This window comes from Micromonospora sp. MP36, assembly GCF_008119785.1.
Classification (GTDB): Bacteria; Actinomycetota; Actinomycetes; order Mycobacteriales; family Micromonosporaceae; genus Micromonospora.
Map to the genome: position 1 here is coordinate 33,789 of NZ_VSFA01000054.1, position 13,700 is coordinate 47,488.

10 protein-coding genes are annotated in these 13,700 nt (G+C 71.7%); 4 read left to right on the forward strand and 6 right to left on the reverse strand.

The window, feature by feature from the left end:
• The first annotated feature begins 97 nt into the window (after positions 1–97).
• Positions 98–994 (forward strand): phosphotransferase enzyme family protein, encoded by an 897-nt coding sequence (locus FXF52_RS27060; RefSeq protein WP_148801154.1) that lies wholly within the window; start codon positions 98–100, stop codon positions 992–994.
• A gap of 66 nt (positions 995–1,060) precedes the next feature.
• Here the strand turns inward: FXF52_RS27060 and FXF52_RS27065 are convergent, their stop codons facing one another.
• From FXF52_RS27065 to FXF52_RS27085, 6 genes are all read right to left on the reverse strand, one after another.
• The gene (locus FXF52_RS27065) at positions 1,061–4,162 is read right to left on the reverse strand and encodes a VCBS repeat-containing protein (RefSeq protein ID WP_148801155.1); all 3,102 of its coding nucleotides are present in this window, start codon (positions 4,160–4,162) and stop codon (positions 1,061–1,063) included.
• Positions 4,163–4,307: 145 nt separating this feature from the next.
• On the reverse strand, positions 4,308–7,397 hold the full coding sequence (locus tag FXF52_RS27070; RefSeq protein ID WP_148801156.1) for an FG-GAP-like repeat-containing protein: 3,090 nt from the start codon (positions 7,395–7,397) through the stop codon (positions 4,308–4,310).
• A gap of 116 nt (positions 7,398–7,513) precedes the next feature.
• Complete coding sequence (gene argS / locus FXF52_RS27075; RefSeq protein WP_148801157.1) at positions 7,514–9,232, reverse strand: arginine--tRNA ligase; 1,719 nt, start codon at positions 9,230–9,232, stop codon at positions 7,514–7,516.
• Positions 9,233–9,516: 284 nt separating this feature from the next.
• Positions 9,517–10,575, reverse strand: coding sequence for a tryptophan--tRNA ligase (gene trpS, locus FXF52_RS27080; RefSeq protein ID WP_148801158.1), 1,059 nt, complete (start codon positions 10,573–10,575; stop codon positions 9,517–9,519).
• 90 nt (positions 10,576–10,665) lie between these two features.
• Complete coding sequence (locus FXF52_RS41850; protein WP_187413721.1) at positions 10,666–10,833, reverse strand: hypothetical protein; 168 nt, start codon at positions 10,831–10,833, stop codon at positions 10,666–10,668.
• Positions 10,834–10,847: 14 nt separating this feature from the next.
• Positions 10,848–11,288, reverse strand: coding sequence for a PRC-barrel domain-containing protein (locus FXF52_RS27085; protein WP_148801159.1), 441 nt, complete (start codon positions 11,286–11,288; stop codon positions 10,848–10,850).
• A 280-nt stretch (positions 11,289–11,568) separates the two neighbouring features.
• On the opposite strand from FXF52_RS27085, the gene FXF52_RS27090 reads away from it, so the two are divergent.
• The 3 genes from FXF52_RS27090 to FXF52_RS27100 all read left to right on the forward strand — a co-directional run bounded on the left by FXF52_RS27090 (position 11,569) and on the right by FXF52_RS27100 (position 13,108).
• Positions 11,569–12,039 carry a hypothetical protein gene (locus FXF52_RS27090; RefSeq protein ID WP_148801160.1) on the forward strand — a complete coding sequence of 157 codons (471 nt, stop codon included), beginning with the start codon at positions 11,569–11,571 and terminating at the stop codon, positions 12,037–12,039.
• Between the two features lie 83 nt (positions 12,040–12,122).
• Entirely contained in the window at positions 12,123–12,683 is a 561-nt protein-coding gene (locus FXF52_RS27095; RefSeq protein ID WP_148801163.1) for an alpha-ketoglutarate-dependent dioxygenase AlkB, read from the forward strand.
• A gap of 161 nt (positions 12,684–12,844) precedes the next feature.
• Complete coding sequence (locus FXF52_RS27100; protein ID WP_148801161.1) at positions 12,845–13,108, forward strand: SCO4848 family membrane protein; 264 nt, start codon at positions 12,845–12,847, stop codon at positions 13,106–13,108.
• Positions 13,109–13,700: the final 592 nt, after the last annotated feature.

Sequence of the window (13,700 nt, forward strand, 5' to 3'; positions counted from 1 at the left end):
GCAGAGGCCCGGCGTGGTCGCCGTCGACCGCGCCGGGCCCGCGAACTTGCCCGAAGTCGCTCGCCAGGTGTGGCCCGCCGCTGTTTGACTTCACCGGATGATCGGTGGCGAGCAGTTGCGTACGTGTCTGGCGGAGGCCTGGGGCTTGACCGAGGCGGCGGTGGCCGCGCACCACGGTGGCATGAACTCGGCGACGTGGTTCGTCACCGCCGGGGACGAGCGGTGGGTGGCCAAGGCGGTCGTGCCCGCCGCACGCCGGTCCTTCCGGGGCGGTCTCACAGTCGCCGGCCACGTCGACGCGGCGGGAATCCCGGCGGGCGCCCCCGTGCCGACCAGGCACGGAGATGCCGTTACGGATCTTGATGGGGTGCCGCTCGCGCTGCTGCGCTGGGTCGACGGGGCGGCGCTGTCCGGGCGTACCCCGGACGACCAGCGGCTGATCGGTCGGACCCTCGGCCGGGTGCACGAGGTGCTGCGGCACGTTTCCGTCGGTGACACTGACCGGTTCCACTGGCTGGAGGTCCAGGCCGCGCACCTGGGGGTCCGGCCGTGGGTACGGTCCGCGGTGGCGACCGCCGTGGCGGCGTACGAGGCACTGGGTCCGTCGACGCTCTCCTGGGGACTGTTGCACACCGATCCGGCGCCGGAGGCCTTCCGACTGGACCCTCGGACCGGGGCCTGCGGCCTGATCGACTGGAGCGTGGCGATCAACGGTCCGCTGCTCTACGACCTCGCCTCCGCGGTGATGTACGTCGGCGGCCCGCAGCAGGCCGACTGCCTGGTCGAGGCGTACCTGGCGGGTGGGAGCGTCAGCCGGGCCGAGGTCGAGCACGGGTTGCCGACCCTGCTGCGGCTCCGCTGGGCGGTGCAGGCCGACTACTTCGCCCGCCGGCTGACCATCGGCGACCTGACCGGGATCGCGAGCAACGAGGAGAACGAGAAGGGCTTGGCGGACGCGCGCCGGTGGCTGGGCGTGCTCAGCCGACAGCACTAGCCAGGGCCGAAAGCAGGCCGCCCCCGGACGCCGGAGCGTCCAGGGGCGGCCGGATAGGCGCTCAGTTCAGTAAAGGGCCTTGTAGGCGTTGAAGCCGGTGCCCTGCTGGACCCGCTTGCCGAGGAAACCGTCGCCGCGACCCGGGTAGAGCCAGAGCACGCCGTTGGCGTCGCGGCCGAGGAGGTCGTTGCGGTTGTCCTGGTCGAGGTCGCCGATCGGGACGAGGGTGTTGTAGATGTTCCAGCCGGTGCCGATCTGCACCCGCGAGGTGAAGTACCCCTTGCCGTCGCCGTTGTAGCGCCAGAGAACACCGCTGGCGTCGACGGCGACCAGGTCGCCGTTGCCATCGCCGTTGAGGTCGCCCATCCCGAGGACCTTCGGGTAGATGCCCCACCCCGAGCCGATCTGCACCCGGGCGGTGAAGTATCCCGTCCCGGTGGAGGTGTAGAGCCACAGCTTGCCGGTGGTGTCGACGCCCACCAGGTCGTCGTGGCCGTCCCGGTTCAGGTCGCCCGGCGCCAGCAGCAGCCGGTACGTCTCCCACCCCTTGCCGATGACGTGCGACATGGTGCCGCTCTTCGGGAACGCGTTGCGCCCCGTGCCGTAGTACACCCGCAGGTAGCCCGCCGCGTCCCGGACCAGCAGGTCCGGCCGGTGATCGCCGGTGAAGTCACCGAACGGCACCAGCGCCGTGGTGCCGGCGGAACCGGTGCAGCTCAGGCACCAGTTGTCGGTCGCACCGAGGTCGTTGAGGCGGCCCAGCGGCTCACTGCCCGGCGCCTCGCCGTACCAGTGGCCCTCACCGTTGGACTTCACCCCGAGCAGCGCCTGCCCGCCATAGCAGTCCCAGGTCCGGTAGCGGAAGGTGCCGCAGGCGGCGAGCAGGGTGCCCGAGCCCATGCTCGTCCTGGTCCCGTCCACCGTGCCGTAGACGGTCCAGCGGTATCCGCCGTTGACCGCCATCGTGCCGTCGGGGAGGCGGCCGTCCCAGCCCGCACTGGCACCCTCGCGCGCCGCGCCGCCGGACCGCACCTCGTACGTCTGCCCGGTGGCCTTGTGCGTGACCGTCACCTGCCAGGACGAGACCGGCCGGGTGAAGCGGAAGGATCCGCTCCAGGCGCGCTCGTTGTACGCCGACGCCTCCCCCTGGGTCCAGACCTTCCCGAGGGCCGGCGCGGTTGCCGGCACGCCGCTGTCGAGCACGTGCACCGCGTTCGCGCCGTCCACGTACGCCACCCCGGCGCCGGCCCGGTCCACGGTCCAGGTGATGCCGCGGTCGTCAGCCGGGGTGCCGACCGGCAGATCGGCCAGCTTCACCGCCGCCCGCACCGTGCCGTCGTGGAAGTCCGTCATCAGCAGGCTCGCGGTGCCGGCGTCGTGCCGCACCAGGAACCCGTCACCGAGCAGCGCCGGTCCGCCGGGCAGGGCGACGTTCCGGTTGGCCGTCAGGTCGTACGCCCCGGCCTGCCCCGCGCCGCACGCCCAGTACAGCCAGCGGGTGCTGACCTGCACCTCGGTCGGTACGCAGGCGACGCCGGTGGCGATGGTCCGCTGGGCGCCGTTGCCACCCAGGCCGATCTGCTGGAGCTGCCCGGGGGTCGTGGTGGCCGTCCAGAGCGTGTCGTACCAGAGTCCCGCGCCGGTGACCGGGCCGCTGCGCTCGACCGTCCGCCTGTTCATGTCGACGACGTACTGCACGGCGGGCGAGCCGCCGTTGACGACGGCGTACCGGTCGTCCGCGTCGACGAGCCGGCCGTTCGCCGTCGGCAGGCTGACCTTGGTGCTGGCAATGGTGTGCCGGGCGACCGCCGTCTCGCCGTTCGGCCCGTACGTCAGGTACGCCATCCCGGTGTCCGCGCCGTCGAGCATCCGGACGCAGGAGACCTGCGGGGCGCACGGCGCGGCGTCGGCGAGCAGGGTACCCGCGGTGGGGAAGAGCTGCCGGCCGTTGCCCGACCCGTCGTCGTCGGCGAGCGCGCGGTTGAACAGCGCGTACTGGATGGCCGACGTGCTGGGCGACACCTGCGTCTGGAGGTGTCCGACGATGCCGTGCCGGTAGCTGAGCGCGGCGTTGCCGACCGGGTCACGCACCGGCAGCACCGGTACGTGGGTCGGCTGGCTGTCCGTCGCCGTGAAGCGGTGCACCGCCCAGTCGCCGGAGTCGGTGCCGCCGACGAGCAGCGCGGTGTCGTCCGGGCCCTGGAGCAGCGCGGTGGAGTCCAGCGCGCCGAGCGGCAGCATGCTGTGCTGCTCGCCGCCGCCCAGCGGGACCGTCACCGCCGGCCCCTGGTCCTTGCCGTTGCGCTTGTCGATGACCGTGAGCACCTGGTCACCGAGCATCGCCAGCCGGAACCACTGGTTGCCGGCGGTCACCGTCCGCGCGGTGGTGTCGGTGCCGTCGAGCAGGCCCGTGCGGGAGTACGCGTGCACCGTGGCGTCGTTGCCGAGCCAGGCGACGGTGTCCCCGGTGAGCCGGAAGTCGGCCAGCGTCTGGACGTCGACGTCCGGGATCTCCACCACCCGGGCGGTGGCGAGGTCCAGCAACGCCCACCAGTACTCGTCCGCGGTAGCGGCCTCGATGACCACCGAGGCGCCGTCGCCGGCCAGCGGCTGGCTGCCGAGGTCGATCCCGGCCGGGAAACCGGTGACCGGCCGGCTGGCCGTGACCGTGCCGTCCGGGCCGACCGTCCGCAGTTCGAGCTTCGCGCCCTGCCGAACCAGCATGTCCCGGCCGTAGATGCCGTAGAGGCCAGCGTCGGTCGGCCGCTTCCACTGCTCCCAGCTCAGGTCGCCGAGGTCGAGCACGTTGACGGTGCCGTTGGTGGGGTGGGCGGGCACCGACTCCCAGATCGAGACGGTGTCCCCGCCAGCGGGTCGCAGGCCGGAGCTGCGTACGCCCGCAAGATCCTTGACCTCGACGGTCTCGCCGGTGTCGTACCGGGTCCAGAGGTAGGCGGTCGACGCGTTGTGCTGGTGCAGGAAGCCGGTCTTCCCCGCGAACAGCAGCTTCTCTCGCGGTAGGACGGTCGGCTCGTTCTGCGGGATGACCGCCACCTCGCGGGGCGCGGCCGACGGTTCGGCGACGGCCGGGGTGCCGGGTGCCACGAGCAGGGACAGCGCCAGCGTCGTGGTGCTCGCCAGAGCGCCGGCGGTGAGCGTGCGGCCCAACAGAGGTCCTCCTGGGATCAGGGCTGCGTGAAGATCATGTCAGCGTAGGCAGGAGCCGGTGGTGGCGTGTGCCGCCGAACGGCTGATTGGGAAGCCGGAAGCCCGGGGTGCCGGTCGGCGCCCCGGGCTTCCCGTGCCGGTCAGCTCAGAAGAGGGCCTTGTAGGCGTTGAAGCCGGTGCCCTTCTGGACCCGCTTGCCGAGGAAACCGTCGCCGCGACCCGGGTAGAGCCAGAGCACGCCGTCGGCGTCCCGCGCCAGGAGGTCGTTGCGGTTGTCCAGGTCGAGGTCGCCGATCGGGATCAGGGTGTTGTAGATGTTCCAACCCGTACCGATCTGCACCCGTGAGCTGAGATATCCCTTGCCGTCTCCGTTGTAGCGCCAGAGGACGCCGCTGGCGTCCACGCCGACCAGGTCGCCGTTGCCGTCGCCGTTGAGGTCGCCCATCCCGATGACCTTCGGGTAGATGCCCCAGCTCGAGCCGATCTGGACGCGGGCCTTGAAGAGGCCGGTGCCGGTCGAGGTGTAGAGCCACAGCTTGCCGGTGGTGTCGATGCCGAGCAGGTCGTCACGCCCGTCGCGGTTCAGGTCGCCGGGGGCGACCAGCAGCCGGTACGTCTCCCACCCCTTGCCGATCGTGATCGACTTGTGGGTCTCCTTGGCGTAGCTGGGCTGGCCGGTGCCCAGGTACGCGCGCAAGTAGCCCGCCCCGTCCCGGACCAGCAGGTCCGGCATCCCGTCACCGTCGAAGTCGCCGAACGGCACGATCGCCGAGGCGCCGGCGGTGCCCGCGCAGCTCAGGCACCACTGCTCGGTGCTCCCGTTGTCGACCAGCCGCCCAGCGGGCTCACCGTACGGATCGCCGTACCAGTGCCCCTCGTTGTTGGACTTGACGGCGAGGAGGTTGGAGTCGCCGTAGCAGCTCACGCTCCGGAAGGGGAAGGTGCCGCAGACGACGCTCAGCTTGCCCGTGCCGATCGTGGCGGCGGCCTCGCCCTCGGTGCCCGTGCCGGTCAGCTTCCAGAGGTACGTCCCGTTCACCGCGGGCTGCCCCGAGGCCAACCGGCCGTCCCAGTTCGTGTTCACCGCCAGCCGCTCGGGCCCGCCCGAGCTGCGGGCCACCACCTCACCAGAGGTCTTCCGGGTGATCGTCATCTCCCACGACGAGACCGGACGGGTCAGGATGACGCTCCGCCGCCAGAAGCGCTGGTATTCGGTCTCGGCAGCCCGCGGGTACGTCCAGTCGTAGCCCCCTTCCGTCCCCACGCCGGGCGGCGTGGACGGCACTCCGCTGTCCAGCACGTGAACCGCGTTGTCGGCGTCGACGTACGCAATCCCGCTGCCGTGCTTGTCCACGGCCCAGGTGATCCCGCGGCCGTCCGCCGGGTTGCCGACCGGCAGGTCGGCCAGCTTCACCGGGTCGTGGAGGGTGCCGTCGTGGAAGTCGGACAGCCGCAGGCTGGCGGTGCCCGCGTCGTGCTGGACGAGGAAACCGTCGCCCAGCAGCGCCGGCCCGCTCGGCACCCGGAGGTTGCGGTTGAGCGTGCGGTCGTAGACGCCGGCCGGGCCGTCCGCCCCGCAGGCCCAGTAGATCCAGCGGGCGCTGGCCTGGAGTTCCGTGACCTGACAGTCGGCGCCGGTGGGCATGTTCACCGCGGTCCCCGGGTTGGTCAGCCGCTCCGACTGGATCCGGCCGGGCACCCCGGCCGTCCAGAGCGTGTCGAACCAGAGCGCCGCGCCGGTGACCGGCCCGGTGCGGGCGATCTGGGAGACGCTGAGGTTCACCACGTACTGCTTGCCGGCGGCGGCGTCCGCGACGATCGCGTAGTTGTCGCCCACGTCGACGACCCGCCCGCCCTTGCTGGGCAGCGTCATGGTTTTGGTGCTGCTGTTCGCCGCCTGATACATGTGGATGCTGTCGCTCGTCCCCGAGAGCAGGTAGGCGGCTCCGTAGCTGTGGCCGTCGACCAGGCGCAGGCACTCGACGCCGGCGGCGCAGGATGCCGCGTTGGCCGGCTGCATGGCACCGGCCGGGCTGATGCTGTCGCCGGGCACCTGGAGGTGGTTGAAGATCGCGAACCGGGTCGTGCCATCGGTCGGGTTGACCTGCGTCTGCACGTGCCGGATCAGCCCGCGGTTGTACGTCAGGCCGGCGTTGTGCTGCGGATCCTTCACCGCCAGGAGGACCTTGCCGGTCGGCGCCTTCCCTGGCTCGGCCGTGTAGCGGTGCACCGCCCAGTCGGCCGGGCCGGTGCCACCGACCACCAGGGCGGAGCCGTCCGGCCCCTGCACGACGGCACCGAGCTGGTAGTCCGTCTGCGGCAGCAGAGTGGTGGCGTCGCCGCCCGCAATGGGGAGCGACACAGTCGGGTACCAGTCGCCGGTGTTGTTCGACTGGTTCTTGGCGCTGATCAGGTTGTCGCCCACGACGGCGGTCCGGAGGGTGCCCTGCGCCTGCACGGTCCGGGCCGCACCGGCGGTGCCGGCGAGCAGGGCCTCGCGGGACTGGACGCGGTAGATCCCTGACAGGTTCGTCCAGGCCACCACGTCGCCGGAGACCCGCCAGGACGTGGTGCCGCCGGTGGCCTCCGGAATGTCGACCACTGATCCGGAGGCCACGTCGAGCAGCAGGGCACGTGGGATGTCCGTCCGGTACGGCACCACCAAGGCACCCTCGCCGCTCGCCACCGCCAGACCGGAGAGAACGGCGCCGTCGGGAAGTCCGGTGATCTCCGTGGTGGTGGAGTTGCCGTCGGCGTCGAAGGTCAGCCGTTCCAGTTGCAGCTTGGTCCCTGAGGTGCCCGAACGGGCCACCACCATCGACTGCCCGTGCACACCCATCACCAGATAGCCGGTGGGGGTGGCCCACTGCTGCCAGGTCTGCTCGGCGAGGTTGAAGACGGTCACCTTGCCGGGCGCCGGCAGCGCGGGCACCTCGTTCAGGATGAGGACGCTGTCATCCCCGGCCCGCTTGATGTTGGTCCACTGCAACCCGGCGAGTTCCTTCACCACCACGGTCTCGCCGGTGTCGTAGCGGGTCCAGAGGTAGTCGCCGGGCTGGTTGTGCGAGTGCAGGAAGCCCGTCTTCCCGGCGAAGTGGACGGACTCCTGCGGCCTGAGCAGGGGCGCGTCCTGCGGGATGACGGTCACCTCGCGGGGTGCCGCCGACGGGTCGGCGAGCGCCGGGGTGGCCGGCGCGGACAGGACGCCGAGCGCCAGGGACAGAGTCGTCCCCATGGCAACGGCGGTGAGACGGCGGCCCACAGAACTTCCTCCTGGGATCGGGCTGCGCAAGACACCTGGAGGGTACGTGGCCGTTTCCAGGCGGAAGTGCCGCCGAACGGCTGATTTCGTCACAGCCGCTCCGGCGTCCGGATGCCGAGCAGATACAGCCCCTGCCGCAGCACCCGGCCGGTCAGGTCGCAGAGCAGCAGCCGGCTCTCCCGCAGCTCGCCGTCGGCCCGCAGCACGGGGCAGCGCTCGTAGAAGGCGCTGAACGCGGCGGCCAGCCGGTACAGGTACCCGGCCAGCTGGTGGAACTCCAGGCTCCGCGCCACCTCGGCGACCACCCCGGAGAAGCCGAGCAGCTCGATGGCGAGGGCCCGCTCGGCCGGCTCGACCAGGGAGACCGCCGCGTCCGGCCGGGCCGCCGCCCCGGCGCGCCGGAAGATGGACCGGATCCGGGAGTACGCGTACTGCAGGTAGGGCGCGGTGTTCCCGTCCAGCGACAGCATCCGCTCCCAGTCCAGCACGTAGTCCTTGTGCCGGTCGCTGGACAGGTCGGCGTACTTGACCGCGCCGATGCCGACCGCCCGGCCCACCTCGGCCGCCTCCGCCTCGCCCAGCTCGGGGTTCCGCTCCCGGGCCAGCGCGGTGGCCCGGGCCACCGCCTCCTCCAGCAGGGCCACCAACTTCACCGACTCACCGGACCGGCTGCGCAGCATCCGCCCGTTCGGCCCGAGGATCGAGCCGAACCCGACGTGCTCCGCGCGGGCCGGCGACGTCAGCCAGCCGGCCTGCGCCGCGGCCGCGTACACCAGCTCGAAGTGCTGGCGCTGCGGCAGGCCCACCACGTAGAGCAGCCGGGTCGCGCCCAGCCCCCCGGTCCGGTGCCGGATCGCGGCCAGGTCGGTCGCCGGGTAGCCGTAGCCGCCGTCGGACTTGCGCACGATCAGCGGCAGCGGCTCACCGTCCCGCCCGGCGAAGCCCGGCGGGAAGACGCAGGCCGCGCCCTCGCTCTCCCGCAGCAGCCCGAGCCGATCCAGGTCCGCCACCACCGGGGCGAGCAGGTGGTTGTAGCTGCTCTCGCCCTGGAAGTCCCGCTCGGTCAGGGTCACGTCGAGCAGGTCGTACACGGTCAGGAAGTAGCGTTCGGACTGCTCGACCAGCAGCCGCCACAGCCGCAGCGTTGCCTCGTCGCCGCCCTGCAACGCCACCACCCGCTGCCGGGACCGCTCCTGGAACGCCTCGTCCGCGTCGAACTTGGCCCGGGCCGCCTTGTAGAACGCGTCCAGGTCCCCCATGGACAGCTCCTGCGCCGCCTCGGCCTCGCCCAGGTCGGCCAGGTGCTCGATCAGCATGCCGAACGGCGTACCCCAGTCGCCCAGGTGGTTGGCCCGGACCACCCGGTGCCCCAGCCACTCCAGCAGCCGGGCCGCCGCGTCGCCGATCACCGTCGACCGCAGGTGCCCGACGTGCATCTCCTTCGCCACGTTCGGCCCCGAGTAGTCGACCACCACGGTCTCCGGCTCGGCCGCCGTCGGCACGCCGAGCCGGGCGTCGGTGGCCAGCGCGGCGATCAGGCCGCCCAGGGCACGGTCCGCGACGGTCAGGTTGAGGAAGCCGGGCCCGGACACCTCCGCCGCGGCGCACAGGTCGCCGAGCTCCGCGCGGTCCAGCACCTCCGCCGCGATCGACCGCGGCGGCCGGCCGAGCCGCCGGGCCAGCGCCAGCGCCGCGTCGGACTGGAAGTCCGCGCGCTGCGAGCGCCGCACGACCGGATCCACCGGTACGCCGGCCACCGTCTCGAACGCCGGCGCCAGCCGGTCGGTCAGCAGTTTCTCCAGATCCATGGGTACGCCGATCTCGCTCGGATCCGCCTCACGCGGATCTCCTGACGGGGATGCGGGCGGACCGAGGACGTTCGGCGATGACCGGCGGCTCGATCCGCCGGTCGCAAGAGAAAGGTGCTCAGCGCAGGCGGTCGCAGGACCGCCGGCGTCGCAGCACGCCGACCTGGACGTCGGAGGACGTCGGCTGGTGGGCGTGCGCGCTGGCCATGTCAGCAGCCTAACCGGCCGACCCGGGGGCGGCGCAAGCGCTCGTCCGGGCCGGCCGTCAGGTCGTACGCGGGAACTCAGGCCGGCGTGGCGACGGCCTTGCGGTAGCGCTCAGCCCGCCGCCGCACCTGGGTGTACACGCTGGTCAACCCCATCGCCCGGCGGACCTCGACCAGGGTGCGGTGCACCTCGGCCCGGGTCCGTTCGGTGCCCTCGAAGATCAGTTCGTCGACCCGGCCGCGGTCGGCCTCGAGGCGGGCCCGCCGCTCCCGGATCGGGTCGAGGAACCGGTTCAACGCGGTGGCCAGTTCCTCCTTGACCTCGACGTCACCGACCCGGCCGGCCCGGTAGCGCGCCTTCAGCTCCTCGACCTTCGCCCGGTCCGGGTTGAACACGTCGTGGTACGCGAACACCGGGTTCCCCTCCACCGTCCCGGGTACGTCGGCGCGCACCCGGTTCGGGTCGGTGTACATCCCCATCACCTTGCGGCGGACGGTCGCCGGGTCGTCGGAGAGGCCGATCGCGTTCCCCTTGCTCTTGCTCATCTTTCCCTGGCCGTCGGTGCCGACCAGGGCGGGCGTGTCCGACATGATCAGCTCCGGCACCGGGAAGACCTCGCCGTAGAGGTGGTTGAAGCGCCGGGCGACCTCCCGGGTCACCTCGACGTGCGCGGCGTTGTCCCGGCCCACCGGCACGACCTGCCCCTTCACGCAGAGGATGTCGGCGGCCTGGAGGACCGGATAGCCGAGCAGCCCGTACGGCATCTCCTCCTTGCCGGCGTCCCGGGCCATCTCCTTGAGCGACGGGACGCGCTCCAACCGGGGCACGGTGATCAGGTTCTGGAAGAGGGTGTTCAGGTCGCCGACCTCGGGGATCGCCGACTGGAGGTAGAAGGTGGCGCGGGCCGGGTCGACGCCGGCGGCGAGGATGTCGGTGACCATCTCCCGGGCGTTGCCGGCGACCTGCTCGATGTCCCCACGGGTGTTCTTCGTGGTGAGCATGTGCAGGTCGGCGATGATGAAGAAGCTCTCGTACCGCTGGTGCAACCGCACCCGGTTGGCGATGCTGCCGACGTAGTGGCCTAGGTGCAGCCGCCCGGTCGGGCGGTCGCCGGTGAGCATCCGTGCTACGGACATGGTGGTACGCCTTTCGTGCCGAGGAAACGGTGGAGGACGCGCGGGCGCGGGAAGAGCCGGGACGATGCCCGGATCAGTGGAATCGGCTCGTCAGAGCGCGAACCGCCATCGCCCGCCGGCGCGGAACCGCAACCCACCGGCACGGAGTACGTCGAGGATCTGCTCCCGACCGTCGTCGACACGGGCCGGAAGAACCGGAGCGGCAGCCGTCCGGAGACCGTCCTCGGTCTCCGGGGCCAGGGTGCTCGGCCGGACCATGCCGACAGGTTAGCTCAACCCCAGCGGTAGCTCTCCGCGTAGTAGTTGCCGACCTGCTCCCGGTGCTCCGGGCTGCCGAAGTCGTCCGGGTCGAAGGCCGGCGAGTCCTTCACCTGTTCCCGGGTCCGGTCCACGTGCACCGTGCGCTCGAGGTGGTCGACCCGGGCCACCGTGCCCGCCGGCAGCAGCACCCTCCGGCCGAAGATCCACGGCCCCGTGTCCACCACGAGGTACTGGGCGCCGGCTTCCTCGCTCGCCTGGTCGACCGACCCGATCCGGCCGTCCGTCGCTTCCACCCGGTAGCCGGTGAGGTCGATCGGGGTGCCGGGGCCGGGTGCATCCGGGCCGTCGTCGCCCGCCGAGCGCTGCCGCGGCACATCGTCCGGGCCGGTCTGGTCGTAGCCGCCGGCCAGTGCGGACGGGTCCCGCCAGAGCCACGGATTGAACGGCTGCATGACCCACCTCCGATGTCGTCGTCGCCGACGGAAACACTGCCCACGCGTCGAATCGCTGAAACATCAGCGCAATTTTCGGTTCATCATTTCCCGTTTCTGCGAGATTCCTCATAATCGGGGCCGCTGCCGGACGAGGAGCTCTTCCGCAGGTCGGGATGGGTGGACCTGCCGGGCGGCACATCAAGAACGGGTTCGAAAGTGTTCGCCGGACACATTCGGCCGGTCGACGGTTCCCACGATTCTGGTCCCGCACCCCACCTGCCGAGGAAAGGAAGCGCAGATGCAGCGGGCAATTCGACGAATCGGGATCGTGGCGGCCGGGCTGGTCGGGCTGGTCGGGCTGGGTGGGCCCGGGGCCCAGGCGGCAGCGGTCAACCCGTACCCGCCGCAGGGGCTCTGCGGACCCGGCTTCGTCAGCGTCGACCAGGACCCCATCCGGAACGCGGTCACCGGCGAGCGGCTCGGCACCGTCCACCTGCTGCACAACCCCTTCACCGGGTACGGGTGCACGGTCACCCTCAAGCCGGCGTACCTCGGGAGCCTCACCCGGACCCAGGTGTACCTCGACCCGGAGCTGATGCCCTCCTTCTCGGTCGACGACGGCAACCGGCTCTACGCCGCCGGCCCCGTCTACGGGTACGTCGGCACGGGTTGCGCCATCTGGGGCGGCGCCATGGCGGATCCGTCGGGCACCCTGCACCGGCACGACCGGGCGAACCCGGCCATCGGCGGCGCCGTCACCTGCTTCTGACGCCGTCGGGGTGGGGCGGGCCTGCTGCCCCGCTTCCACCCAAGGCGGGGCCGGCCCGCCGCTACGGTCGGCTGGTGGGCAGGATGCGCGGGATCCACGAGCGGCCGGCGGGGCTGAGCTACCAGCCGGAGCTGGTCGACGAGGACGAGGAACGGTCCCTGCTCACCGCCCTCGACGCGCTCGACTTCGGCGAGGTCCGGATGCACGGGCAGATCGCCCGGCGCACCGTGCGGCACTTCGGCTTCGACTACGACTACGACTCGTTCCAGCTCACCGCCACCGAGGCCCTGCCGGTGGCGCTGCACTGGGTCCGCGAGCGCTGCGCCGGCCTCGCCGGGCTCGCTCCCGATGACCTGGCCCAGACGCTGATCACCCGTTACCCGCCGGACTCCGTCATCGGCTGGCACCGCGACGCGCCGGCGTTCGGGCCGACCGTGGTCGGCCTGTCGCTGGGCTCCGCGTGTCTGTTGCGGTTCCAACGCGGCAGCGGGGAGACCCGCCGGGTGTACGAGCTGGAGCTGGCGCCCCGGTCCGGGTACGTCCTGACCGGGGCGGCCCGGTCCGCCTGGCAGCACAGCATCCCGCCGGTACCAGCCCTGCGCTACTCCCTGACCTTCCGTACGCTCCGGGCCGCCCGTCGCTGATCTGGCGTCACCACCCTCGTCGTCGGCGCCGGCCCGCTTGTCGCGGTCGCACTGCCATCTGCTCCCCGTGTTCTTGCCCTTGCCGCCGTGTCCCCTTTTCCCTCGGTCAGGGGGCGGCGGATCGGATCGCCGGCCTGGCGCCGCTGGCATACTGGCCTGCCATGGTGCTGTCGCGTGGCTGGTCGCTGTTCCTGCTCGGGGTCGGGGTGTGGACCTGGGTGATCTGGCCGAGGTTCGCGGTCGCCATCTGGAACGACCCACGCGCCTGGTCCGCCGGCGCGGTCGGCGAGGGCGCCCCCACGAGCTTCCTCTGGGTGCATGCGCTGCTGATCGCGGCCTCGTTGGCGATCGGCACCACCGTGGGGGTGCTCGGCATCCGGGGCTGGCTCGCGGCTCGCCGCCGCAGCAGCGGTCCCGCCGTCTGAACGGTCCCGATCGCGGGGCCACGGCCCTGGCGAGATGCGGGCGCAGGCGTCGGCGGCAGGTCGATGCTGCGGGCCGACGCACCGCGGAATGTCGCTGCCGGCGACCTGTTTCTGCCCGGGATCAGCCTGCGGCGTCGTCCAGATGGTCAGTGAACAGGGAAGATAGCCGCTCGATGATGATGTGACGCGGGACGCCGTCCCCGGATTTGACGATCAAACCCGCAGACGCGTAACTTTCTCTCTGCCAGCGCGGAACGGACGAAACAGGGCGAAAGTCCTGGAGGCCGGAGCGCGGCACTGACGATCAGGTTGCGACGGTTGACTCCTTCGGGACCTGGCCGGGCGGGGCTCGCCGAGAACGCCGCAGGGCGGATTTGGCGGAGCGGAACCGACCGGGTAAGGTTGTCGACCGGCAGGGAAACGGACGAGCTCGCGGGCACCGCGGCGGCCGGCCTGCCAAATCCGATGATCAAGCGCAGCGGTACGCTGCTGCGCGAGCTCAGCGGCGCCAACCGTATGAAGCACGACAGACCGGGACACACGGTTTGACACGGCAGAGACGGTGAGGTAACGTAGTAAAAGTGCCCGGCGC